Here is a 25,117-nt window from a genome sequence, read left to right as displayed (position 1 = left end):
GCGCCGCCCGCTTGTGTGGCTTAACGGCAGCGCAGCTCGCCGCGGTCGATTTCGCGGCCCAGCAGGCCGCCGCCGATCGCCCCGAGCAGAGTGCCGGCCGAACGGTCGCCACGGGTATCGATCGCGCGACCGACAAGTGCGCCGACACCGGCACCGATCACCAGACCGGTGGTGCCGTTGTCGCGGCGGCAGTAGTAGCGGTCGCCATCGCGCCAGATGCGATCGTCGCGGTCAAGGCGGCGCGGTTCGATGTAGAAGCCGCGATCATCATAGATCCGCGCCTGCTTTGCGCGCTTGCCCCAGGCAGGTGCATGCGGCGGAGGGTCGGCCTGCGCGGGCGCTGCCATCGGCAGCGTCATGGCACCGGCGGCGAGGATAATGGCAATCTTCTTCATGAGTCGTACTCTCGTTGCGGTGTGGCTCTAGCGTCCACTTTCCTTGTTTAAGGGCGAGTTAACAGCGCCCAGCGGCAGGGCGGGCATCGGTCGAGCCGGATGCCCGCCGCGCCAAGACGTTAGCGGCAGCGCACATCGCCGCGATCGATCTCGCGGCCGAGCAGACCGCCACCCACCGCGCCGAGCACCGTGCCCAGCGTGCGGTCACCGCGGCGGTCGACTTCGCGGCCGAGCAGCGCGCCGACCCCGGCGCCGATCAGTAGACCGGTCGTGCCGTCGTCGCGGCGGCAGCGCCAGCGGCCGTCATTGCCGCGCCAGTAGCGATCGCGGCGGCTATCCCAGCGGCGGCCGTCATCCCAGTCGCGGTCGCGGTCGCGCCAGCGGCGACGGTCGCGGCGGTCGCGCCAATCGTCATCATCATCGTCCCAGTCGTCGCGGCCATAGGCGGCAACCTGACCGAAAGGCAGGACGCTATCGTGATATTCAGCGAACATGGGCGAAGGCGCGGCGGGCAGTTCGGCGGCCTGTGCCGGAGCGGCAAAGGCAGCCAGCGAACCGGCGGCGGCGATGAGGGCGAGGTGCTTCATGGCTCGTTTCCTTGTGGCGGCTCCCCGATGGAGCACAACCTGTTTCGTTCATCTAACTGGAACGCGGGATGAATGATGTTGTCAGGAAACAGCAGGATTTGTTCAGGTTGGGGGATTGCAAGGTGAACCGTTGCTCAACCGCGACGGGCTGCGGCCTTTTCGCGCAGACGCGGGGTGAGGGTGGCGAGCGCCGCCAGTTCGGCGAATTCTGCCGGGGTCGCCTTGCCGCCGATGATGGCATGAAACACCCGCGCGACGCTCCATTCGGTGGCACCAAGCGCCATCCGTTCGAGCGAGTCGCCTGCGGCAACCTCGCCCTCTTCGATCACGCGGAAGTACCAGCCGCAGCACCCGCTCTCGATGATCCGGGCGACCATCCCCTTGTGGCTGAAGCGGTGTTCGATCTTCCAGCACGGTTGGCGCGGCTGGCTGATCTCGATCAGCGCGGTTCCAAGGCGGAAGCGGTCGCCGATGTGGACCATGTCTTCGGTGAGGCCGCTGACGGCGAGGTTCGATCCGAAACCGCCCGGTTCTTCCAGCGCGGGATGATCGCCGATCACCTCGCGCCACCACGCATGGTGATCGAGCGGGTATAGGTGCAGCGCCATCTCCGGCCCGCCATGCACGCGGCGATCGGCCTGTTCGTCGGGCGCGAGTCCCTCGCTGAGGACCTGCACAGCACCCTCGCGCGGGCGCTTGGCAATCGCGCTCAGTTCCGCGCCGTTGAAGGGGCGCGCGGTGCCGGTGCAGACGGCTTCGATGGTCCAGTGGCTCATACTTTCCTCACGATGAGGTCAATCCAGTCGCGTTCGACATTGTCGAACCCGCCGGCCTGATAGCAGCGGGTCTCGACGATCTGCCAGCCGGGGATCGCGTCATATTGTGCGGCGAGCCATCCGGCATCGGGAAAGTTGTAGAACCGGCCAAGGGCATCGCGCCCCTCTGCCTCGCCAAGCTTGTAGCTGGCGAAGTGCCATCCGCCGGGCACGAGCGCGCGGTGGATACGGGCGAGGACGTCGGGGAGCGCTTCCCTGGGGCAGTGCAACAGGCTCGCGTGCGCCCAGATGCCGTCATAGGCATCTGCTGCATCCAGTTCATCGAACGCCATCACGCGCGCGCCGACACCCCAGCGCTCGTTGGCTTTGGCGACCATCGCGGGGGTGGCATCGGTGGCATCGACGCTAAACCCGCGCGCCTTGGCACGATGCGAATCCTGCCCGCCGCCGCAGCCCAGTTCGAGCACGCGCCCGCCGGGCGGCAGGAGGTCGAGGAACGGGTCAAGCTGGTAGGAGTGCGCCTGCCCGAACTTCAGCACATAATGCGGCGCGCGGGCCTGATAGAAGGCGATGGTGTCGGGATCGGCGCTCACGCGCCCTGAGCCGCCGCAGCAGCGGCTTCTCGGTCGCGCTGGGCGCGGGACTTCTTTTCCGCCGCGGTCTTGAGCTGGCCGCAAGCCGCGTCGATGTCGCGCCCGCGCGGGGTGCGAACCGGAGCGGAGAAGCCGCCTTCGAACACGATTTCTGAAAAGCGCCGGATGCGTTCCGGGGCCGAAGTCTCGTAGCCTGCGCCCGGCCAGGGGTTGAACGGGATCAGGTTGACCTTGGCAGGGAGGTTGTATTCGCGCAGCAGGCGGACAAGCTCGCGCGCGTCATCGTCGCTGTCGTTCTTGTCCTTGATCATCACATATTCGAAGGTGATGCGGCGCGCGTTGGACGCGCCCGGATAATCGGCGCAGGCCTGCAGCAGATCGTCGATGCCGTACTTCTTGTTGAGCGGCACCAGCTCGTCGCGCACTTCCTTGCGCACGCCGTGAAGCGAGACCGCGAGGTTCACCCCGATTTCCTCGCCGCAGCGCTCCATCATCGGAATGACGCCGCTGGTCGAGAGCGTGATGCGGCGCTTGGAGAGGGCAAGGCCATCGCCATCCATCACCAGCTTCAGCGCGTCGCGCACGTGATCGAAATTGTAGAGCGGCTCGCCCATGCCCATCATCACGATGTTGGTGAGCAGGCGGCCATCGGCGGTGTAGTGGCCCGCCTCGTCATCCTCGTCGATCACGTCGGCATCGCTCACCATCGTCCCGCGCGGCCATTCGCCCAGCGCGTCGCGCGCGAGCATCACCTGCCCGACGATCTCGCCGGGGGTAAGGTTGCGCACCAGCTTCATCGTGCCGGTGTGGCAGAAGGAGCAGGTGAGGGTGCAGCCGACCTGCGAAGACACGCACAGCGTGCCGCGCGTCTCGTCGGGGATGAACACCATCTCGAAATCGTGGCCATCGGCCGTGCGGAGCAGCCACTTGCGGGTGCCGTCGACCGAGTGCTGGGCCTCGACCACATCGGGGCGGCCGATCACGAAGCGCTCCGCCAGCCAGGGGCGCATCGGCTTGGCGATATCGGTCATCGCCTCGAAATCGGTGACGCCGCGATGGTAGAGCCAGTGGAACACCTGCTTGGCGCGCAGCTTGGCCTGCCTGTCATCAAGACCCGCCTCGGCGAAGAGTTCGCGGATGCGCGGGCGGGGCAGGCCGATCAGATCGACGCGCCCATCGGCACGCGGCGTGATGTCGCGCGTGGCGGGCACCGGGTCGACGAGGCCCGGGATGGTCATGAGTGCAGTATCGGCCATGGGTGGCGGCCCTATAGTCGCGCTTTGACGATTTGACCAGTCAGCGCGCTTTCGCGCACCCCACAGTTGCCGCATCTATCGCTGTGGCGGCGCCGGCGAGGTCGTAGCGGTCGGTAAAGATGCCGCCCTTGGCGCTGCGGGCGGAAACGCTCATGCGGGATGCCGAGCGCAGCGCGGCTATGATCGCGGCATCCGCCTGTGCATCGGCTGCCCAGGCGTTGCGGCCCTTGCCCACCAGCACGAACCGCTTGCCGCCGAGCGCGAGGCGCACCTCGGCCTTGTCCGCCACCTCGCGCGAGAGGACGATGTGGAGCGCGCCGCGCACCTTCTTCCGGGGCCAGTGCGAGATCGTCGCATAGGCGGGGGCGGGCGGGGTGCCTTGCGCCTTGGCGATGGCATAGCAGCGCAGCGGCTTGTCGTCCTTGAACGCGGCCCAGCTATCATAGACGCCAAGGCTTTCGCGCGCTGCGAGCGGCGCGGCCAGCAACAGCAGGGCGAGGACGGCGAGCCTAGTCATAGTCGATCGCCATCACTTCCCATTCCTTCGTGCCCGATGGCAGAGTGACCACCCGCAGATCGCCAACGCCAGCGCCCCGCAAGGCCCGCGCCAGTGGGGAATTCCACCCGATCCGGCCCGCGCCCGCGTCCTGCTCGTCATCGCCGACAAGCTGCACTGTCTGGCGGTTGTCATCCTCGTCAGCGATTTCGACCTTGGCGCCGAAGAACACGCGGGTGCGGTCCAGCTGTCCCGCGGGATCGACCACCCGCAGCGCCTTCATCCGGCGCGCGAGGTGGGCGAGTTCGCGGTCGATCTCGCGCATCTTCTTGCGGCCATAGAGATAATCGCCGTTTTCCGAGCGGTCGCCATTGCCCGCCGCCCAGCTGACGATCTCGACAATCGCCGGACGCTCGGTGCCGAGCAGGTGGTCATAGCGCGCCTTGAGCGCGGCCATGCCAGCCGGTGTGATCGGTGCCCCCTGAACCTTCATTGGCGCGGCTTCATCGCATCAGCGAAGGAAACTATCGACCGGGCGCGGCAGGCCGGCTTCGGCCGGATACATGTGCGAATAGGTCACCGCATTGCCGATCACGCGCATGATGTAATAGCGCGTCTCGTACTTGGCGGGGATCTTTTCGACCCAGGTCACCCAGTCGATCGCCCCGGTGCGCGGATCGCCGTTGAGGCGCAGCCACTCGTTCACGCGGCCCGGCCCGGCGTTATAGGCACCCACCGCGAGCGGATAGGAACCGCCGTAATAGCTCATCATCCGGGCGAAATAGGCATCGCCCAGCTGGATGTTGTAATGCGGCGAGGCGGTAAGATCGGCGGCCATGTAGTTCATGCCCAGCTTGCCTGCCTGCTCGCGCGCGGTGCCGGGCATCAGCTGCATGACCCCGCGCGCTCCGGCATGGCTTTCGCGGGTCTGATCAAACTCGCTTTCCTGACGGCTGATCGCGTGGACCATCGTCCAGTCGTTGACGAAGGCGGGGGTCGAAATCACGGGGAAGCCGATCCGTTCGAGCCCGGCAAGGCCGTTCTCGCCCGCCTTCATTCCCAGCACCACGGCCATTTCATCAAGCCCGGTACTGGCGGCGAGTTGGTTGGCCATTACCATCTCTTCGGGCGTATCCGCGATGTCGCCCAGGGCCTCGAAAAAGCGGCGTTCGGTGCGCCAGTCGCGCCGATTGCTGGCGAGCGCGCGGATCGCTCTGACCAACGGATGCGTGTCGAATTCGGCGCGGGCTCCAGGGGTGATCGCGGGCTGCGGCAGCGCGGCGAAGGCCGGCATAGTGCGGCCCAATGCCGAAAGCGCCAGCTGGCCGTAATAGTAATCGGGCCAGCGTGCTGCCATTTCGAAATAGCGGGTCGCCTCGGCTTCGTTCCCGGCGCGGCGTGCGGCGCGGCCAGCCCAGAAATAGCCCTTGGCCTTGGTGAGCGGCGTCTTGGCGGCATCGCCATAGCGCTGGAACAGCGGGGCGGCGGCGGCGCCATCACCCAGATCCCAAAGCGCTTTGGTCCCGCCGAGCCACATTAGATCGGTGTAACGATCGCGCAGAGTGAAGCTGAGCGACGAGAGGTCGGTGCCCGGCGCAAACAGATCATCGGTGCGGCTGGCGACCTGCACCGCATCGCGCGCGCCGACGTTCCTGGCGAGCGCGAGCAGCTCGGTCACGAAGGCTTCGGCATCGCGCGCAGGGGCGTTGAAGGCAGGGCGGCTGATAAAGGCCTGTGCGGCTTCCCAGCCCTGGCCGTTGCCGCGCAACTGCTTGATGCGGTTGAAGACATAGCCGGGATCGGCGTTGGCGCCTGCGGGCACGGTCAGCCCCGACATCTCCGCCGGCGCGCCGCGCAGCAGCGCGAGGCGGGCGAGCGCGAGCGGGCGCTGGCTTTCGGCAAGGTTGATCACCTGCCGCGCCGCCGCATCGGCCTTGCCCTGCCACAGCAGCGCATCCATCCGTGCGGCGTGATCATCGGGTGTGAACTGCGCGCCATAAAGTCCGAAAATATAGAGCTCGACCGGATCGCTCATGCTGCCGCCGCGCCATGCCTTGCGCGCCTCAGCCAGCGCCTCGGGCCGCTGCGCTCCGGCAAGCGCCAGCGCATAGCGTGCGCGGCCGGGATTGGTCAGCGGCGGTAGCACATCGAAGAAGCGCAGAACTTCGGCCTGCGGCGGTGCCTCGTTCTCGAGCGCTCCCTCGGCGCGCAGCCGCAGAATATCGGCGCGCGGAAAATCGGGATAGGCGAGCGCGAAGCCCGCGTAATCGGCAAAGCTGCTGGTGCGGCTGGCCTGCAAGGCTTCCCAGCGCGAAATCGCGGAATCGATGATGCTCGGCTGGCGGGCGACGAGATCGCTGCCCGATCCCCAGTCCTGCGCCACCGCAGGCGCGCTCACCGAAAGCCCTGCGCCAAACCCGACCAGCGCAGCATAAATCCGAGTCGAAATCCAAAACTTGCGGACCATGCTGGACATAGTGCCAATCGGCTCCTTATCAGGCGCTGAACAGTGGAAGTGCGGGGGAGAGGCCCCGTCATTAACCCACCCTAGCGAGGAAGGCAGGACAAAGGCAATGTTCAGCGGATCGATACCCGCTCTGGTGACTCCTTTTCGCGGCGGGTCGTTTGACGAGGCCGCTTATCGGCGGCTGGTCGACTGGCAGATCGAAAACGGCAGCGCCGCTCTGGTGGCCTGCGGCACGACTGGCGAGGCTTCGACCCTCTCCAATGCCGAGCATCACCGCGTCATCGAGGTTTGCATCGAGCAGGCGGCGGGCCGCGTGCCGGTGATTGCGGGCTGCGGATCGAATGACACCCGCAATGCCGAACTGCACATGAACTTCGCCAAGAAATCGGGCGCGGCGGCAGGCCTGTGCGTGGCGCCTTACTACAACCGCCCGAGCCAGCGCGGGCTGATCGCACATTTCAGCTACCTTGCGGAAAACACCGAGCTGCCGATCGTGCTCTACAACGTGCCTGCGCGCACGGTGACCGATCTGCTCGATGAGACAGTGGTCGAGCTGGTTCGCAAGTATCCCGACCGGATCATCGCGATCAAGGATGCGAGCGGCGACCTGTCGCGCGTCGCCGATCACCGCATGGGGATCGGACGCGAGTTCTGCCAGCTTTCGGGCAATGACGAGCTGTGGTTGCCCCATGCGGCGGCGGGCGGGCGCGGGTGCATCTCGGTGACGGCCAACGTCGCCCCGGCGCTGTGTGCGGAGTTCCATCAGGCGATTGCCGCGAACGAGCTGAAGAAGGCGCGCCAGTTGAACGACCGCCTGTTCCCGCTGCACTATGCCATGTTCTCCGACGCCAGCCCCGCGCCGGTGAAATACGCGCTCAGCCGCGTGCACGACTGGATCGAGCCTGAAGTGCGCCTGCCGCTGGTCGAATGTTCGCCCGAAGCCAAGAAGGCGGTTGACGAGGCGCTGGTCTCGGCAGGCGTGCTCTGAGGCAAGGGGGCGGGGTTCAGACCCGCCCTTCGAACACCGTTGCGGCAATCGGCAGGTCTTTGAGGGCCGCCGTTTCCACTTCGCGCGGGTCGGCATCGAGCGCCAGAAAATCGGCTTTCTTGCCGGCCGCGAGCGAGCCGATCATCCCGTCCATCCCGATAACCTGTGCGGCCTCGATGGTGATCGCCCGCAGCGCCTTGTCGCGGCTCAGCCGCTCTTCGGGCGCGCGCACCGTGCCATCGAGCCCCTCGCGCGTTTGGGCGATCCAGGCGAGGTAGAAGGGATCGATCGGGGCCATGTTGAAATCGCTGTGCAGGCCCAGCGCCACGCCCTTGCGTTCGAGCGAGCCGAGGCGATTGATTTGCGCCGCGCGGTCAGGCCCGAGGCCTTCGCGTCCATAGGCTTCGCCCAGCACGCGGATGTAGTTCGGCTGGGCAGAAACCATCAGCCCCATCCGCGCGATCCGCCGCGCCTGCGCCTCGGTGCAATAGCCAAGGTGTTCGAGCGTGATCGTCTGGGCGGGGCGGGGGTCGAGCACGGACAGCGCCGCAAGGACCGCGTCAGTGCCCTCATCGCCGTTGACGTGGATATGCAGCGAGAAGCCTGCCCGCCAATAGCGTTCCACCTGACGGCGCAGATCGGCGGGCGGCGTGATCCACTTGCCGATATGGCCATCGGTGTAGCCCGGCGGCCCCATACGCATGTTCTGGGCAAAGAAGGCCCCATCGGCGAGCAGCTTGACCCGGCGATCGAGCAGCACCGTATCGCTGGCGTAGCGCTTTGCGTTCGCCATCCAGGCATCCAGATCATCGACCGGATCGAGCTCTGCCGCGATCGGCATCAGCATCACCCGCGCCCGCGTATCGGCGCGGCCGAAGCTGCGGGCGATCAGGCCTGCCTCGATGTCGAACTGGGCGAAAATGCCGGTCGCCATGTCCGAGGTGGTGGTCACGCCGCGTGTCGCCATGAGCTGGTGGAGACCGGCAAACCCGCTCGCCAAGCGTTCGGGAGACAGCAGCACCGGGCGCAGCTTGGCGAGGGCCACCAGCAGCGCCGTTTCGGCAAAGATGCCCTTGTCGAAATCGGCATGGCCGTGCTCGACCTTGCCCGCCGCCATCGCGGCATCGAAGGCTGCCCGCTCGCCCAGTCCGATACGTGCGAGCGCGGCGGAGTTGGCGATGATTTCATGGAAGCTGCGCTGCCATACGAACAGTGCGCGGTCGGGGGCGATCCCGTCGAGCACGGCTCTGTTGATCGGGCCGTGAAACAGCTCGTGATGGCCCCAGGTGACGAGCGGATCGGTTGAATCGTCCCGCAGCAGCTTTTTGAGCCTCGCCCGATAGGCATCCTGCCCCGCAATCGCCTGCCAGTGGCCCGACGGAAGGTGCCATTCGTCAGGGGCGAGGAAGGGCAGAGCCAGCATCACGGCCGATTGCATCGGGTGGATATGCGGATCGACCAGACCGGGAAACAGCACCTGATCGGCAAACCGCCGGTCGATCGTGTGCGCGCGGCCTCTGGTCCAGGGCGCAAGGGCTTCAAGGCTGTCGGCAAGCCCAAGCACCCTGCCACCTGCAACCGCCATGAAGCGCGCTTCGGGGCCGGCAGGCTCCATGGTGACGATGCGGCGCGCCGCGAAAATGGTCACGGGCTCCTGCACGCCGGTCGCTCCCAGCAAAGGCGTGGCGGCAAGCCCGGCCAGCACGGCCCGGCGGTCGATCTGCATTGGTTCTCTTCCCCTCTCCGGCGGCGATGTTGGCGCGTTCCGAGGGGCGCAGCAAGACCAATTGCAGACCACTCACGAACAAAGGCGCGGCAAAGCCCCTCGCTTTTTGCCGCGAGCGCGCCTACATCGCGCCCCCTTATGGCACGCCCCAAACCCGTCACCTTCGACAAGCTCAAGATTGTCGCCGAGAACCGCCGTGCGCGCTTCGATTACTCGATCGAGGACACGTTCGAGGCGGGGCTCGCGCTGCAGGGCACCGAAGTGAAGGCCCTGCGTGCGGGAGAGGCGAGCATCGCGGAATCCTATGCCGAGGTGAAGGATGGGCAGGTGTGGCTGATCAACGCCAACATCCCCGAATATTCGCACGGCAACCGCCTCAATCACGAACCGCGCCGTCCGCGCAAGCTGCTGCTGCATGAACGCGAGATCGAAAAGCTGTTCGGCGCGGTCGAGCGCAAGGGCATGACGCTGGTGCCGCTGTCGGTCTACTTCAACCGCACGGGCCGGGCAAAGGTCGAACTGGCGCTGGCCAAGGGCAAGCAGACCCATGACAAGCGCGCCAGCATCAAGGAACGCGACTGGAAGCGCGACAAGGCCCGTTTGATGCGCGAGAAAGGGTGAAATTTTTTCGCCTAACGCCGGATTCACCGTCTGGTCAGAAACACCATGCTACCCATATGGGCGATATCATGCCGGCCCTGACCCGATCCTGCCCTTGTGCCTTTGCCTGCCGCGCGATCCTGCGCGCGGAAAGCGTGTTGGCATGACGCAGCAACAGGGCAGTCGCCAGAGCATCGCCGCGCGTTCGAGGGCGTGGACGGCGAGTGTGATCCGCAAGAACACCCCGACCCGCGAGGAAATGGCGAAGAACCGCTTTCTTGCCCCCTTCGCGCATCGCGTGCTTTCGCCGGAACTGTGGCGCTTCACTCGCCGTTCGGTTCCGCGCGGGGTGGCGTTGGGGCTGTTTGCGGCGTTCATCTTCCCGCTCGGGCAGATCCTGATCTCGACCTTCCTCGCGCTGCCAACGCGCGCGAATGTGCCGCTTGCGGCGCTGATTACCTTTGTCACCAACCCCTTCACGCTGCCCTTCTGGGCTGCGATCGCCTACAAGCTGGGCGATTTCGTGCTGCACTTCGGGGCGGGCGCACAGGTTGTCGCCAGCGCCAAGTCAGCGGGCGGTGGGGCATGGGCCTATCTGTCAGGAGCCTATGAAGTCGCAGGCGCCACGCTGATCGGCTATCTGATCTTGTCTGTGATAACTCCGGTGATCGGTTATGTGCTGTCTGTCTGGGTCTGGCGCGCCGTGGTGTCGCGCAAACGCGCCAGACGGTTGAAGGTGATGGAAGCACGGCTCGACCAGCGGCTCGGCGCCGAGTAGGACAGCCGCACACGAACCGGCATCACTTCGTGCCGGTTGGTCAAGATTGTCACAGGAGCCGTCCCGCTTGTCTCGCCTTCCCGGCATTCCCGGAAAACCCGCCAAGGCTACGCCTGCCGCGTCTGAAAAGGGCGGGGCGGCAATCGCGTTGCCGCAGCTGTCGTCGCTGGTGCTCGCTGTGCTGGGCGGATTGGTGGCGAGCGCGCTGATCCTGTTCCTTGCCACCGATAGCTGGCTGGTGGCGCTGGCCTTCGTGCTCGGGGCGGGCGTGCTGCTGGGCGGGGTGGTGCTGCTTGACCGGATGCGCGCAGAGCCGCAGGCCGATGGACTGGCCGCGCCCGACTGGTCGGTCACCGTCGCCGCGATCGAGCGCAGCGGCGAGGCAATCGCGATTACCGATCGCGCCAACCGCATGGTTTGCGCCAACAGCCAGTTTCTCGACAACTTCGGTATCAGCGCCGCGCCGCCCGCTTTGCCGTTCGAGCGCGAGGCGCTGGAAGCGGTGACGCTGCTCGCGCGCAACGCCTGGCGCGATGGTTCGGCGGCGCTCGACAAGGTTATCGCGCCCGACGAGACGGAATGGCAGATTTCCGCCGAGCGTTCGGGCCGCGGCGATGATCACCTGATCTGGCGGCTGCGCGCGATCCCGCAGGCGCGCGGGGCCGATCTCGGCGCGCTCGATCTCTCCGGGCCCTTCGGCAAGATGCTGAGCCGCGCGGGGATCGAGACAGCGATCACCACCGCCGACGGCGTAATCCGCGCTGTCAGCTCCGGCTTCGCCGAACGCGCGGCAGGCGATGAACGTGGGACACTGGTTGGGCAGGATTTTGTCAGCTTCCTGCGTTCGGACGAGCGTGACCGGATCTATTTCGCCCGCGAAGGGCGGGGCGGCACGCCGCAGACGCTGGTCGATGTGCCGCTGGTCGATCCTGCGCACCGCGTGACGCCCGCCGGGCCGGACGAGGCGACATCGCTGATGCTGCTGATCGATTCGGGCGTGGGCATCGGTTCGGGCTGGGAAGGGGCCTCGCAGGCCGGGGTGGCGCAGCTCGATGCGTTGCTGGCGCAATTGCCGCTCGGCCTTGCGATGACCGACCGCGACGGGCGCTTCCTGTTCGCCAACGAAGCCTTCCTGCGCTCGGTCGGGCGCGAGACACAGGGCTTGCCCGCGTTCCCCACCGATCTGGTGGTGCGCGAGGACAAGGCTGCACTCTCCGATGCGGTGCGCCGCCACGGGCGCGGGCCATCGACCAGCGGCGATGTGGCCGTGCGGCTGCTCTCGAGCCCGGAAGAACCGGTGTCACTCGGGCTGGCCGGCGTGCGCGGGCTGGGCGAGGCGGCGGTGCTCCTCAGCTTGGCCGATACGAGTCAGGAAACGCAGCTGCGCCGCCAAGTCGCGCAGGCCACCAAGATGCAGGCCGTGGGCCAGCTCGCCGGCGGGGTCGCGCATGATTTCAACAACGTGCTGACCGCGATCATCGGCACCTGCGATCTGATGCTGCTGCGCCATATCCCGGGCGACAGCGACTATGACGACATCCAGCAGATTCGCGCCAATTCGAACCGCGCCGCCGCGCTCACCCGCCAGCTGCTGGCCTTCTCGCGCCAGCAGACGCTGCGACCGGAAATCATCCAGTTGCCCGATGTGGTCAGCGAGGTCAGCCCGCTGATCAAGCGGCTGCTGGGTGAGAAGATTGCCTATTACGTCCAGCACGATCGCAACCTCGGCCCGGTGCGCGCCGATCCGCAGCAGCTCGAACAGGTGATCATGAACCTCGCCGTCAACGCCCGCGACGCGATCCAGTCGCGCGGGGATGGCAAGGGACGGATTTCGCTGTTCACCCGCGCTTTGCAGGCGCGACAGGTGGTGCAGCTGGGGTCTGAAGTGCTGCCGCCTGCCGATTACACCGTGCTGATCGTGCAGGACACCGGCGGGGGCATTCCGCCCCACGTGCTGCCCAAGCTATTCGAGCCGTTCTTCACCACCAAGGAACAGGGCAAGGGCACCGGCCTTGGCCTTTCGACCGCCTACGGGATCGTCAAGCAATCGGGCGGGTTCATCTTCGCGGACAACATCACCGACAAGGAAGGCCGCCCGACCGGCGCGCGCTTCACCGTCTATCTCCCCGTCCATCGCGGCGAAATGCCCAAGAAGCGCGAGGCTGCACCGCTGGCATCGTCGGACTGGTCGGCGGGCGGAAAGGTGCTGCTGGTCGAGGACGAGGACATGGTCCGCACCGTCGCCGAACGCGCGCTGGCCCGCGCGGGCTATACCGTCACCGCCTGCGCCAATGGCGAGGACGGGCTTGCCGCCATCGCCGAGCCGGGGGCGGCGTTCGACATTGTCGTCAGTGACGTGGTGATGCCCGGGATGGACGGCCCTGCGATGGTCCGCGCGATCCGCGCCAAGCTGCCCAAGATGCCTGTGCTGTTCATGTCGGGCTATGCCGAGGAACAGCTGCGCCGCGATATCGACATTCCCGACATGCACTTCATCGCCAAGCCGTTCAGCGTTGCGGCAATCGGCGACAAGGTCGGCGCGGTGCTGCTTCAGGCGCGCGCCGAACAGGGGGCAGGGGCCTAGGCGTGCTTCCGGCGATTTATCGCGGGGTTAGCGCTGTTCACCTTGGATAAAGCCGACAAGTCGTTCATCCTCAGTCAGACACGACTGGAGGGGACTGGCATGATCAACCGGACGATTTTCGCAGGCTGCGGCGTTTCTGCGGCGGCTTTGCTGGCGGCGGCAGCCGCAGCGCAGTCCGTCCCCGATCCTGACGCGACCGCACAGGGCGATGTCGCGCTCACCATCTATAACGGCGGGATGGCGCTGGTGCAGGACGTGCGCCAGCTCAACATTTCGGCAGGCACGAGCCGGGTCGAGTTTCCCGATGTCTCGGCTAGTATCCAGGCCCAGACGCTGAGCTTTGCCGCCGCGAACACCACGATCATCGAACAGAACTTCGATTACGATCTGCTCACGCCCGAAAAGCTGATGGAGAAGGCGGTCGGCCAGACTGTCACGCTGCTGCGCACCAACCCCGCGACCGGCGCCGAAACGCGCGAGCGGGCCAAGGTGCTCTCGGTCGCGGGCGGGGTGGTGATCCAGATCGGCGACCGCATCGAGGTGCTGCGCGACGACGGCCTGCCCGTCCGCGTGATCTTCGACCGCGTGCCCGTCAACCTGCGCGCGCGCCCGACTCTCTCGGTCAATCTCGATTCGACCCGTGCGGGCACCCGCCCAGTCAGCTTGCGCTATCTCACCGGCGGGCTCGGTTGGAGCGCCGATTACGTCGCGCTCTATGACGAGAAGAATGACACGATCGACATGCAGGGCTGGGTGACCCTGACCAATAACACCGGCACCACCTTCCACCAGGCCGATACCGTGCTGGTCGCGGGCAATCCCAGCAGCGGCGGACGAGGGTTCGGCAGCCGCGGGCTGACCCGCGCCGGCACGCAGGCCGCCGCGCGCGAGCGGCTCGGCGATTTCTACCTCTACCCGATCAGCGGCCGCACCACCGTCGCCAATGCCCAGACCAAGCAGGTGAGCTTCCTCGACGTGCAGTCCGTGCCCGCGCGTAAGGTCTATGCGATCAGCGTCGGCTGGCAGCAGAACGACGATCAGCCGCGCAACGTCCAGTCGAGCATCGCTTTTTCGACCGCGCGCGATCAGGGCCTCGGCGATGCGCTGCCCGCCGGCACGGTGCGCTTCTACCAGCGCGACAGCGAGGGCACCCCGCAGTTCATCGGCGAAAACAGCATCGGTCACACTCCGATGGGCAGCGACCTCTCGCTCGTCACCGGCGATGCCTTCGACATCACGGTCAAGTCCGAGATCGAGAAGCGCGAGACCATCACCGGCGCCGAATGGGAAAAGAGCGCGCGTTACCGCGTGATCCAGGATGGCAAGGTCGTCAGCGATGTGCAGGTCGAACGGCCCAAGACCTTCTACCGCACCACGATGCGCTACACCCTCACCAACGCCAAGGCCGAACCCGTGACCGTCGATATCACTCAGGTCGGGCTTGATCGCGGCTGGTGGGCCAATGACTTCCGCATCACCAGCGAGGATGTGAAGGGCGAACAGCGCAACATCGATCAGCGGCGCTACAGCGTCTCTGTCCCTGCCGAGGGCGAGCGGGTGATCCGCGTGACCTACGAAACCCGCTACTGAGGCGGTGGTGATGCGGCGCGCCGCAACCCTCCTGGCCTCGCTGGCGAGCGTGATCGCCGCGCCCCTTCTGGCGCGCGAGGTGGTCGATGCCTCGCCCCCGACCGATCTTTCGGTGACGATCTACCGCGATCCCGATCGGGGGGCGGACGAGGCGCTGGAACGGGACAATCCGCAAGGCTTCGCGATGATCAGCGAGACCCGCCGGGTGACGCTGCCCAAAGGCGAATCGACCATCCGCTTCGAAGGTGTGGCTGAAGGCATGGTCGGCGTGTCCGCGATCGTCACCGGACTTCCCGGTGGCACGATCGAGAAGAACCGCAACGCCCAGCTCCTCTCTCCCGCCGCGCTGGTCGACGGGACGCTCGGCAACCGCGTGACCATCACCCGCACCAATCCCGCCACCGGCAAGGCGGTGAGCGAGCAGGCGGTCGTCCGCACCCGCGCCGACGGGGGCCTCGTGCTGCAAACCTCGCAGGGGTTCGAAGCGGTGCAATGTTCGGGCCTGCCCGAAACGCTCACCTTCAACCGCGTGCCCTCCGGGCTTTCCGCCCAGCCGGTGTTCTCGGTCGATGCCCGCTCGGAGGCCGGCGGCACCTATGAGGTGACGCTGACCTATCTTTCCTGGGGCTTCGACTGGAAGGCCGATTACGTCGGCACCCTTCGCGAAAAGGGTTCGGGCGATGCCTTCGACATGGGCCTGCTGAGCTGGCTGACGCTAGTGAATGACAACGGCCAGAGCTTTGACAATGCCAAGCTCCAGATCATTGCGGGCAGGCTCAATGTCGACAGCGATTACGAAAGTCTCGCCGATCCGCCGGTGGCCGAGGGACTCTATCTGACCTGCTATCCCTTCGGCAGCACGTCGGCGGGGTCGATGGTCCCGCCGCCCGTGCCGGTTATGCCACCGCCGCCGCCGATGTATGCCCCGGCATCGGAGGTGATCACTGTCACCGCCTCGCGGCTTGAGGCCCGTTCTTACGATTCGGTCGCACCAGTATCGGTCGTTACCGCCGAGGAGGAGAACCTCGGCGACCTGAAGCTGTTCCGCGTGCCGGGACGCGTCAATGTTTCGGCCAAGGGGATGAAGCAGGTCGCCTTCCTCAACAAGGACACGGTCAAGGCGCGGTATCTCTACGAAGCGGACTGCTATCCCTATCAATGGATCGGAGACGCGCGCGAACCCGTCCCCGCCCATGTGCTGCTGGTGACGAAGAACGAGGAGGCAAAGGGCCTCGGCATCGCCTTGCCGCAGGGCGCGCTGACGCTCTACGAGCCGACGTCTTATGGGCCGCAGGTGGGGGCGCAATCCTCCTTGCGCGACTATGCCCGCGGGCAGGAGGTCGAGCTCGAACTGGCACCGAGCGCGCAAGTCTTTGCTCGCTGCGAACGGGTGGCCGAAAAGGGCGATCCGCGCGCCAATGGCCGCAAGTGGACGGCGATGCGGGCCGAACTCACCAACGCCAATCCGCACCCCATCACCCTGCGGCTGAACCTCGGCTGGGGCGGGCGATATGACCTGCGCATGCCTGGCCACAAGGTGATCGTGAAGAACGGCTCCCAAGTCGTGGAAGTCACCGTACCCGCCAATGGTTCGCGCAATTTCGACTGGAAGCTGCGCGACGCAACGCGCGATTGAATGGCCTGAAAGGGCCGTTGGATATTTTTTCGTTCCCTACTTGTTCCATGAGAACAAATGCGATACATGCTCCTTACCAGGCGGCGGAAAACTGTTGTTCCGCCCCTAGGCAAGCGAAGGAGCGCATGCGATGGCGACGCAGTTGAAATTGGTCGAAGAGGACAAAAAAGCCGTGGATCGTCAAAAGGCTCTGGAAGCCGCGCTTGCGCAGATTGATCGTGCCTTTGGCAAGGGTTCGGCGATGAAGCTGGGCTCGAAGGAAGCGATGCAGGTCGAAGCGATTTCGACCGGTTCGCTGGGCCTTGATATCGCGCTCGGGATCGGCGGCCTGCCGCGCGGCCGCGTGATCGAAGTCTACGGGCCGGAAAGCTCGGGCAAGACCACGCTGGCGCTGCATGTGATTGCCGAAGCGCAGAAGATGGGCGGCACGGCGGCTTTCGTGGACGCGGAACACGCGCTCGATCCGGTCTATGCCAAGAAGCTCGGCGTCGACATTGACGAGCTGATCGTCTCTCAGCCCGACACCGGCGAACAGGCGCTCGAAATCACCGATACGCTGGTGCGCTCCAACGCGATCGATGTGCTGGTGGTCGATTCGGTCGCGGCGCTGGTGCCGCGCGCGGAAATCGAAGGCGAGATGGGCGATTCGCACGTCGGCCTTCAGGCTCGCCTGATGTCGCAGTCGCTGCGCAAGCTCACCGGCTCGATCAGCCGCTCGCGTTGCATGGTGATCTTCATCAACCAGCTGCGCATGAAGATCGGGGTGATGTACGGCAATCCGGAAACCACCACCGGCGGCAACGCGCTCAAGTTCTATGCCTCGGTCCGTCTCGACATCCGTCGCACCGGACAGATCAAGGATCGTGACGAGATTATCGGCAACACCACGCGGGTGAAGGTGGTCAAGAACAAGGTCGCCCCGCCGTTCAAGCAGGTCGAATTCGACATCATGTATGGCGAAGGCATCTCGAAGATCGGCGAAATCCTCGACCTTGGCGTGAAGGCCGGCCTGGTCGAGAAGTCGGGGAGCTGGTTCTCCTATGATTCGATCCGCATCGGGCAGGGGCGTGAAAACGCCAAGACCTACCTTAAGGACAATCCTGAAGTTTGCGACCGCTTGGAAGCTGCGATCCGCAGCCGCACCGATGAGGTCGCCGGGGAAATGATGTCAGGGCCGGACGCGGACTCGGACGAATGACCCCAAGCGGGCGTCGCCGGGGGGCTGTCCCAATTCCCCCGTGTCCCACTTGACGCCTGGAAAACCGGAACGCCGGCGTGTGCTTCTCCCCAGAGCATGCGCCGGCTTTTCGTTCGGGATGGCCGCGATGGCGTGCAAATCGGCCCGCCAGCCCGTTCCAGACCCCTGCTAGACCCCCCTTAGGTACCCTCTAGACCCCCTCTAGACCCCCTCCAGGTTGGCCTTGCCCCCCCTTAGGTGGGCCTTTTTGCCCCCTCAAATAGCCCCATTTGTGACCCTGCTGCAACGCTCCGGCAGCCTCGCATACAGCGCTCCATTGCGTTCATCCCGCGCTTTGCCTAACTGCACGCCCATGACCTCGACGAACGACATCCGCCGCTCCTTCCTCGACTATTTCAGTAGGAATGGTCACGCCGCCACGCCTTCGGCGCCGCTGGTGCCCTACAACGATCCGACGTTGATGTTCGTCAACGCCGGGATGGTGCCGTTCAAGAACGTCTTCACCGGGCTCGAAACCGCCGCTTCTCCGCGCGCGGCCTCGTCGCAGAAATGCGTCCGGGCCGGCGGTAAGCACAACGATCTCGACAACGTAGGCTACACCGCCCGCCACCATACCTTCTTCGAAATGCTGGGGAATTTCTCCTTCGGCGACTATTTCAAGGAAGAGGCGATCACCCACGCCTGGACCCTCCTGACCAAGGAGTGGGGCCTTCCCAAGGATCGCCTCACGGTCACCGTCTATCATACAGACGACGAAGCCGCCGGCCTGTGGAGCCGCATCGCCGGCCTGCCCGAAAATCGCATTATCCGTATCAGTACAAACGATAATTTCTGGTCGATGGGCGACACCGGACCCTGCGGTCCGTGCTCGGAAATCTTCTACGACCATGGCGATCACATATTTGGCGGCCCTCCGGGTAGCCCCGACGAGGATGGCGACCGCTTCGTCGAGATCTGGAACCTCGTGTTCATGCAATACGAGCAGCAGGCAGACGGCACGCGGATCAACCTGCCCAAGCCCTCGATCGACACCGGCATGGGGATCGAGCGCATCGCTGCCGTGCTCCAGGGCGTGCATGACAACTATGACACTGACACCTTCAAGTCGCTGATTTCGGCTTCGGAATCGCTCACCGGTGTTGCCGTACAGGGCGAGCAGGCGGCATCGCACCGCGTGATTGCCGATCACCTGCGCTCGACCAGCTTCCTGATGGCCGACGGTGTGCTGCCGTCGAATGAAGGCCGCGGTTATGTGCTGCGCCGTATCATGCGCCGCGCGATGCGCCATGCTCACTTGCTTGGCGCGTCGCAGCCGCTGATGCACCGCCTCGTCCCGGCGCTGGTGAGCGAGATGGGCCAGGCCTATCCCGAACTCGTGCGCGGTCAGGCCCTGATTGAGGAAGTGCTCGAGCGCGAGGAAACCCAGTTCCGCCGCACGCTCGACAAGGGTCTGAAACTGCTCGATGAAGCCACCGACGAAATGGCAAGTGGCGGCGAGCTTGATGGCGAGATCGCCTTCCGCCTCTATGACACTTTCGGCTTCCCTTATGACCTGACCGAAGACGCGTTGCGCGTCCGCGGCATCGGGGTCGACAAGGCCGGTTTCGACGCCGCAATGGCGCGCCAGAAGGCCGCCGCGCGCGCGGCGTGGAAGGGTTCTGGCGAAGCGGCTTCGGGCGAAGTCTGGTTCGACATTGCCGAGCGCGAAGGCGCGACGGAGTTTACCGGCTACACCTCGACCAGCGGCGAGGGCCGGGTGGTGGCGATCGTCAAGGGCGGGGCCGAAGTCCAGACAGCGGCTGCCGGAGACGAGGTCGTCATCCTCACCAACCAGACCCCGTTCTACGGTGAAAGCGGCGGCCAGACCGGCGATGCCGGCAGCATGGCGAGCCTTGCTGGGCTCAAGGCCAGCGTCACCGATACTGCCAAGCCGCTCGGCCGCCTCCATGCGCATCAGGTCCGTATTGAAGCAGGCGAAGTCGCGGTTGGCGACACGGTCGAGCTCAAGGTGGATGTTGCGCGCCGTGACCAGATCCGGGCCAATCATTCGGCCACACACCTCGTCCATGCGGCGCTGCGCAACCGCCTTGGCGCGCATGTCACGCAGAAGGGCAGCCTTGTGGCGCAGGACCGCCTGCGCTTCGACTTTTCGCACCCGGCCGCGCTGACTGGCGATGACATCGCCGCGATCGAGGCCGAGGTGAACGCGGAAATCCGCGCCAACGAGCCGGTCAGCACTCGCTTGATGACCCCGGACGATGCTGTCGCGGCGGGCGCATTGGCGCTGTTCGGCGAGAAGTATGGTGACGAGGTGCGCGTGCTTGCCATGGGCCGTACCGGCGGGGAAGGGCGCAACTACTCGGTCGAACTGTGCGGCGGCACCCACGTGCGCGCCACCGGCGATATCGGCGTGTTCCGCATCGTTTCGGAAAGCGCGGTGTCTTCGGGCGTGCGCCGCATCGAGGCGCTGACGGGCGAGGCCGCGCGCGAATGGCTCGTTGGCCGCGAGGAAGCGCTCAAGTCAGCCGCAGGCGTGATCCGCGCGACTCCGGAAGAAGTGCCCGCGCGTCTCGCGGCGCTGCTCGACGAGCGCAAGCGGCTCGAGAAGGAGCTAGCCGAGGCCAAGAAGGCGCTGGCGCTGGGCGGCGGCGGATCTGGCGGCGTTGTCGGATTGGCTGAGGAGAACGACGAAGCGTTGGCTCTTCTTGGCTTCCAGTTTGAAGGTCGTGTACTCGATGGGCTTGACCCCAAGGAACTGCGTCCGCTGCTCGATGCGGCCAAGCAGCGCATGGGGTCAGGCATCGCGGTGATGATTGCAGTCAATGACGGCAAGGCGAGCATCGCCGCAGCGGTGACTGACGATCTCACGGGACGCTTCAGCGCGGTCGATCTGGTGCGCGCGGGCGTTGAAGCGCTCGGCGGCAAGGGCGGCGGCGGTCGGCCCGATATGGCTCAGGGCGGCGGGCCGGATGGCAGCAAGGCTGCCGAGGCGCTGGCGGCTGTGAAAGCGGTGCTGGCCGGCTGACCGGCGAGGCGCTCAACGTCGGAAAAGCGCGGCCAGAAAATCGGGCACGATCACGGCCATGCTTGCAAGCTCGCCGCTGGTCTTGGGCAGATCGTCCTTCACGTCGGCTTTGCGGGTGCCGTAGAAGATGTGGCGTGAGGGCTTCGGCTGCACGCCCTCTTTGGGGAGCATCGCGGTCGGGACAAACGCAAGATCCGGCATGCCAGGCATCTTCATGAACGCGGCGACCGGGTGACCGCAGGAATTGCACACCCCGCGTTCCAGCGGGCTGTTTGCCTTGTAGTGGCCGAAGGAGACGGTATCGGGCGTCAACAGGCTCACCGCGTCGGCCCGCGTGATGGTCGCATCGGCGTAGTCGCCCGGATAGACGCTCTGGCAGATCGTGCAGTGGCACAGGAAGCGGTGCTTCGGCATCCGTGCAAGCGCGATCCGGCTCGCTCCGCAAGGGCAGCAGCCTTCTAGCCAATCGCTTTTATCGCCGTGTTGTCCCATGCGTCTTCTCCATTCGATCGCAAGGCAGGGCCTAGCTTTCCACCCTCGTCGTCCGCAGCTTCGGCTTTTCGCTGAGGCCACCGTCGCGCTCAAGCTGTTCGCGATATTCGTCGCGCTTGGCGTGGATCGAGGCGATCACCGGGCCCATCGCGACGCCGATATCGACCAGCACGGCTTCGGATAGCTGGAGCGATGCCTCGAGCGTTTCGGGTACGGCATGGCTTGCGCCTGCGCGGTAGAGTTCGGCCGCGTGGTCGGTGTCGCGCGCGCGGGCGACGATCAGAAGGTTCGGATAGGTCTGGCGCAGGCGGGTGACGATCCGCTGCGCCAGCACGGGCTCGTCCATCGTCAGCACCACGGCAGGTGATATCTCGATGCCGAGCCGCGACAGGGCATCCCCGCGCGCGGCATCACCGAAGGTCGCGCGATAGCCGTCACGCTTGGCCCGGGCGATCAGATCGGGATTGGAATCGAGCATGACATAGGGCTTGCCATGCGCGGTCATCATGTCGGCCACCAACCGCCCGACCCGTCCGCCGCCGACGATGATCGTGCGTGCGGTATCACCGAGTTCATCCTCGAGCGGTGCCGCAACCCCGTCGACCCGGCGTGCCAGCACTTCGCCGAGCTTGGCAAGCAGCGGCGTGATGGTGAGGCCGATGGCGGTGACGGTCTGCCAGAACCGTGCGGTCTCGGGATCGAGCACCAGCGCGCTGGTGGCAGCAGCAAGCACGATCAGCGTGGTCTCGCTGGGCGAGGCCATCAGCAGCCCGGTCTCTGCCGCCGTGCTGCGCCGCGCCCCCATCAACCGCAGCGAGACCCCGGTGACCAGCGCCTTGAACACCAGCACGCCGACCACCGCGAGTGTGATCGTGCCGATCTGAGCGCTGATCTCGACCAGATTGATGCTCATGCCCACAGTGATCAGGAACACGCCGAGCGCGAGGCCCTTGAACGGTGCCATGATCAGCTCGACCTCGGTGTGGTACTCGGTCTCGGCGATCAGCAGCCCCGCGATCAGCGCGCCGACAATGGGCGAGAGGCCGACGATTGCAGTGGCAAGGCTTGCGCCGATTACCACCAGCAGCGAGGCGGCAAGGAACAACTCGGGGCTTTTGGTGCGCGCGGCCTGCGCGAACAGACGGGGAAGGGCGAGGCGGCCCACCACCAGCAACACCGCCACCACCAGCCCGCCTTGCCACAGGGTGCGGACCATTCCGCTCCACCCCGCATCGGCCGCATTGGGCGCGAGCGCGCCGAGGATGAAGATGATCGGCACGATCATGATGTCCTCGAACAGCAGCATCGACAGTGCCGCCCGCCCTACCGGCGACTTGGTGCCGCTGATGGGAAGGACGATCGCGGTCGAGGAGAAGGCGAGCGCGAAGCCCAATGCCAGCGCCGCCGTGAACGAAAGGCCGCTCGCCAGCCCCACGAACAGCGCCAGGGCGCCGCCGCTGATAATGACCTCAAGCGCGCCGAGTCCGAACACCAGGCGGCGCATCTCCCACAGGCGGTTGAACGACAGCTCGAGCCCGATCGCGAACAGCAGCAGGACGATGCCGAAATCCGCGAATGGCACCAATCTCACCACATTCGTGATGGTTATATAGTATAGCCATGGATGCTCATCGACCAGCGAGCCGAGGCCTGAAGGCCCGACCAGCACCCCGATCAGGATGAAACCGATGATCGGCGTGATGCGGAACCGGGCGAAAAGCGGGATGACGATTCCCGCAGCGCCGAGGATCACCAGCGCGTCCGAGAGGACGGGGGAGAGGGTTAGTTCGCCAGCCACACCCAAGGCTTAACGGGGCGGGACGAGGCTGTCACCCGTCCCGCGCGCAATAAAAAGCCGGACGGACATCGGTCCGCCCGGCTCTGGATGTCATGCCGCTCGCCGGATCAGGCCCAGCTGGCCATTTCCTTCTCGAGGTTCTCGACGATCGTTTCGAAGAACTGCTCGGTGGTCTGCCATGCCTGGCCCGGGCCAATCAGCAGCGCGAGGTCTTTGGTCATGTAACCCTTTTCGACCGTGGCGATGCAGACGCGCTCGAGCGTTTCGGCGAACTTCACCACGTCCGGCGTGTTGTCGAACTTGCCGCGATACATCAGTCCGCGGGTCCAGGCGAAGATCGAAGCGATCGGGTTGGTCGAAGTCGCCTTGCCCTGCTGGTGCTGGCGATAGTGGCGGGTGACGGTGCCGTGCGCAGCTTCGGCTTCCACGGTCTTGCCGTCCGGGGTCATCAGCACCGAGGTCATCAGGCCGAGCGAGCCGAAGCCCTGTGCCACGGTGTCGGACTGCACGTCGCCATCGTAGTTCTTGCACGCCCACACAAACTTGCCCGACCACTTCAGGGCCGAGGCGACCATGTCGTCGATCAGGCGGTGTTCGTAGACGATGCCCTTTTCCTTGAACTTCTCGGCGAAGCCTTCGGTGTCGAATACCTCCTGGAACAGATCCTTGAAGCGCCCGTCATAGGCCTTCATGATCGTGTTCTTCGTCGAGAGGTACACCGGCCAGCCAAGGTTGAGGCCGTAGTTGAAGCTCGATCGGGCAAAGTCGCGGATCGAATCGTCGAGGTTGTACATCGCCATCGCCACGCCGGCGCTGGGGAAGTCGAACACGTCGAGATCGATCTTGGTGCCGTCCTCGCCGTCGAACACAAGGCGCAGCTTGCCCGGGCCGGGGATTAGCGTGTCGGTCGCACGGTACTGGTCACCGAAGGCGTGACGGCCGACAACGATCGGATCGGTCCAGCCCGGCACCAGGCGCGGCACGTTGTCGATCACGATCGGTTCGCGGAACACGACGCCGCCAAGGATGTTGCGGATCGTGCCGTTGGGCGACTTCCACATCTTCTTGAGGCCGAACTCTTCGACGCGCGCTTCGTCCGGGGTGATGGTCGCGCACTTCACACCGACGCCATACTGCTTGATCGCGTTGGCGGAATCGATCGTCACCTGATCGTCGGTCGCATCGCGGTTCTCGATCGACAGATCGTAATATTTCAGATCGACATCGAGGTAGGGCAGGATCAGCCTTTCGCGAATCCACTGCCAAATGATGCGGGTCATCTCATCGCCGTCGAGTTCGACGACGGGATTGGCGACTTTGATTTTCTGCATGGCTGTTGCCCTATCCTTCTTGCCCCGTCTGCGCGGGACTGTGCATGATCGACAGGAAGCTGTTGCGGGCCCGTCCAAGGCCCAAAGATCCCGCCGCGGCTTTAGCAGAGGTACGGGGGCTTGCAAGCGCGGGGGCTGCGAATGAAACGCAACAGCCATTGCGGCGTGTGCAGGACACAAAAAAGCCCGCCGGAGGGGCGGGCTGTCTCGTTTTAGCCGATGGTGGGCGTAGCAAGGATTGAACTTGCGACCCCTACGATGTCAACATAGTGCTCTACCACTGAGCTATACGCCCACACCATCGGATCGGCGCCTCGTTGCCGAAGCGGAGGCGGCCCTTAACGCAGGCCCTTGCAAGGTGCAAGCGATTCGGCGCTGAATTTCAGGCCCGCGCTTCGCCTGCCTCTTCGAACACGCGCTCAACTTCCAGCACCAGATCGCGCAGGTGAAAAGGCTTGGACAGCACTTTGGCGGTTGGCTGTTCGCGACTGGCGCGCAGACTCACGGCGGCAAACCCGGTGATGAACATCACCTTTGTGCGCGGCGAGACCTCGGCGCAGCGCTGCGCAAGCTCGATCCCGTCCATCTCCGGCATGACGATGTCGGACAGCAACAGATCGAAATCGCCGGTTTCCAGCAGGGGCACGGCTTCGGTGCCGCGATCCACCGCGCTCACGTCATAACCGGCATTTGTCAGCGCCCGTTCGAGATAGGCGCGCATCGCGTCCTCGTCTTCGGCGAGCAGGATGCGGGGGGTGCGTGTCGATGTCATGCAGGCGGGTTAGCACAACCGGCTTAAGA

General features: G+C 65.5%; 21 protein-coding genes and 1 tRNA gene. 8 read left to right on the top strand and 14 right to left on the bottom strand.

Annotated elements, in window-relative coordinates:
* Positions 1-20: 20 nt before the first annotated feature.
* The 8 genes from BG023_RS11045 to BG023_RS11010 form a co-directional block, all read right to left on the bottom strand.
* Positions 21-395: a glycine zipper 2TM domain-containing protein gene (locus BG023_RS11045; RefSeq protein ID WP_069310501.1), complete on the bottom strand. Its 375-nt coding sequence runs from the start codon at positions 393-395 to the stop codon at positions 21-23.
* A 119-nt stretch (positions 396-514) separates the two neighbouring features.
* A complete protein-coding gene (locus BG023_RS11040; RefSeq protein WP_069310500.1) occupies positions 515-982 on the bottom strand; it encodes a glycine zipper 2TM domain-containing protein in 468 nt (155 codons plus the stop codon).
* A gap of 134 nt (positions 983-1,116) precedes the next feature.
* Entirely contained in the window at positions 1,117-1,758 is a 642-nt protein-coding gene (locus tag BG023_RS11035; protein WP_069310499.1) for an MOSC domain-containing protein, read from the bottom strand.
* Positions 1,755-2,351, bottom strand: a complete 597-nt coding sequence (locus BG023_RS11030; protein WP_069310498.1) for a class I SAM-dependent methyltransferase — start codon at positions 2,349-2,351, stop codon at positions 1,755-1,757. The genes BG023_RS11035 and BG023_RS11030 overlap by 4 nt, the downstream gene beginning before the upstream one ends.
* The gene (gene rlmN / locus BG023_RS11025) at positions 2,348-3,607 is read right to left on the bottom strand and encodes a 23S rRNA (adenine(2503)-C(2))-methyltransferase RlmN (RefSeq protein WP_069310497.1); all 1,260 of its coding nucleotides are present in this window, start codon (positions 3,605-3,607) and stop codon (positions 2,348-2,350) included. Before rlmN ends, BG023_RS11030 begins: the two co-directional genes overlap by 4 nt.
* Positions 3,608-3,647: 40 nt before the next feature.
* On the bottom strand, positions 3,648-4,124 hold the full coding sequence (locus tag BG023_RS11020; RefSeq protein ID WP_069310496.1) for a hypothetical protein: 477 nt from the start codon (positions 4,122-4,124) through the stop codon (positions 3,648-3,650).
* Positions 4,117-4,596 carry a transcription elongation factor GreB gene (greB, locus tag BG023_RS11015; RefSeq protein WP_069310495.1) on the bottom strand — a complete coding sequence of 160 codons (480 nt, stop codon included), beginning with the start codon at positions 4,594-4,596 and terminating at the stop codon, positions 4,117-4,119. Before greB ends, BG023_RS11020 begins: the two co-directional genes overlap by 8 nt.
* An 18-nt stretch (positions 4,597-4,614) precedes the next feature.
* A complete protein-coding gene (locus BG023_RS11010) occupies positions 4,615-6,579 on the bottom strand; it encodes a lytic transglycosylase domain-containing protein (RefSeq protein ID WP_083234663.1) in 1,965 nt (654 codons plus the stop codon).
* A 97-nt stretch (positions 6,580-6,676) separates the two neighbouring features.
* Here BG023_RS11010 and dapA point away from each other — a divergent pair, with 97 nt between their 5' ends.
* Positions 6,677-7,558, top strand: coding sequence for a 4-hydroxy-tetrahydrodipicolinate synthase (gene dapA, locus BG023_RS11005; RefSeq protein WP_069310494.1), 882 nt, complete (start codon positions 6,677-6,679; stop codon positions 7,556-7,558).
* A gap of 16 nt (positions 7,559-7,574) precedes the next feature.
* Here dapA and BG023_RS11000 read toward each other — a convergent pair whose 3' ends face one another.
* On the bottom strand, positions 7,575-9,284 hold the full coding sequence (locus tag BG023_RS11000; RefSeq protein WP_069310493.1) for an amidohydrolase: 1,710 nt from the start codon (positions 9,282-9,284) through the stop codon (positions 7,575-7,577).
* 138 nt (positions 9,285-9,422) lie between these two features.
* On the opposite strand from BG023_RS11000, the gene smpB reads away from it, so the two are divergent.
* The 7 genes from smpB (at position 9,423) to alaS (ending at position 20,695) form a co-directional block, all read left to right on the top strand.
* The gene (smpB, locus tag BG023_RS10995; protein ID WP_069310492.1) at positions 9,423-9,905 is read left to right on the top strand and encodes an SsrA-binding protein SmpB; all 483 of its coding nucleotides are present in this window, start codon (positions 9,423-9,425) and stop codon (positions 9,903-9,905) included.
* Between the two features lie 142 nt (positions 9,906-10,047).
* Positions 10,048-10,662 (top strand): DUF2062 domain-containing protein, encoded by a 615-nt coding sequence (locus BG023_RS10990; protein ID WP_083234662.1) that lies wholly within the window; start codon positions 10,048-10,050, stop codon positions 10,660-10,662.
* A 178-nt stretch (positions 10,663-10,840) separates the two neighbouring features.
* Positions 10,841-13,246: a PAS domain-containing sensor histidine kinase gene (locus BG023_RS10985; protein ID WP_150122944.1), complete on the top strand. Its 2,406-nt coding sequence runs from the start codon at positions 10,841-10,843 to the stop codon at positions 13,244-13,246.
* Between the two features lie 99 nt (positions 13,247-13,345).
* Positions 13,346-14,836, top strand: coding sequence for a DUF4139 domain-containing protein (locus BG023_RS10980; RefSeq protein WP_069310490.1), 1,491 nt, complete (start codon positions 13,346-13,348; stop codon positions 14,834-14,836).
* 10 nt (positions 14,837-14,846) lie between these two features.
* The gene (locus BG023_RS10975; protein ID WP_150122859.1) at positions 14,847-16,472 is read left to right on the top strand and encodes a DUF4139 domain-containing protein; all 1,626 of its coding nucleotides are present in this window, start codon (positions 14,847-14,849) and stop codon (positions 16,470-16,472) included.
* Positions 16,473-16,602: 130 nt separating this feature from the next.
* Complete coding sequence (gene recA / locus BG023_RS10970) at positions 16,603-17,670, top strand: recombinase RecA (RefSeq protein ID WP_069310488.1); 1,068 nt, start codon at positions 16,603-16,605, stop codon at positions 17,668-17,670.
* A 352-nt stretch (positions 17,671-18,022) separates the two neighbouring features.
* Positions 18,023-20,695 carry an alanine--tRNA ligase gene (gene alaS, locus BG023_RS10965; RefSeq protein ID WP_069310487.1) on the top strand — a complete coding sequence of 891 codons (2,673 nt, stop codon included), beginning with the start codon at positions 18,023-18,025 and terminating at the stop codon, positions 20,693-20,695.
* 12 nt (positions 20,696-20,707) lie between these two features.
* Here alaS and BG023_RS10960 read toward each other — a convergent pair whose 3' ends face one another.
* The 5 genes from BG023_RS10960 to cpdR all read right to left on the bottom strand — a co-directional run bounded on the left by BG023_RS10960 (position 20,708) and on the right by cpdR (position 25,088).
* Positions 20,708-21,187 carry a GFA family protein gene (locus tag BG023_RS10960; protein WP_083234661.1) on the bottom strand — a complete coding sequence of 160 codons (480 nt, stop codon included), beginning with the start codon at positions 21,185-21,187 and terminating at the stop codon, positions 20,708-20,710.
* 31 nt (positions 21,188-21,218) lie between these two features.
* Complete coding sequence (locus tag BG023_RS10955) at positions 21,219-22,985, bottom strand: cation:proton antiporter domain-containing protein (RefSeq protein ID WP_069310485.1); 1,767 nt, start codon at positions 22,983-22,985, stop codon at positions 21,219-21,221.
* A 107-nt stretch (positions 22,986-23,092) separates the two neighbouring features.
* On the bottom strand, positions 23,093-24,316 hold the full coding sequence (locus BG023_RS10950; RefSeq protein WP_069310484.1) for an NADP-dependent isocitrate dehydrogenase: 1,224 nt from the start codon (positions 24,314-24,316) through the stop codon (positions 23,093-23,095).
* Between the two features lie 220 nt (positions 24,317-24,536).
* Positions 24,537-24,611 (bottom strand) — tRNA-Val (locus BG023_RS10945).
* 87 nt (positions 24,612-24,698) lie between these two features.
* Positions 24,699-25,088 (bottom strand): cell cycle two-component system response regulator CpdR, encoded by a 390-nt coding sequence (gene cpdR / locus BG023_RS10940; RefSeq protein WP_069310483.1) that lies wholly within the window; start codon positions 25,086-25,088, stop codon positions 24,699-24,701.
* Positions 25,089-25,117 lie beyond the last annotated feature (29 nt).

The sequence above is a fragment of the Porphyrobacter sp. LM 6 genome, assembly GCF_001720465.1.
Taxonomy (GTDB): domain Bacteria; phylum Pseudomonadota; class Alphaproteobacteria; order Sphingomonadales; family Sphingomonadaceae; genus Erythrobacter.
Note: the sequence above shows the minus strand (reverse complement) of the source record. Positions and strands in the feature narration are given on the sequence as shown.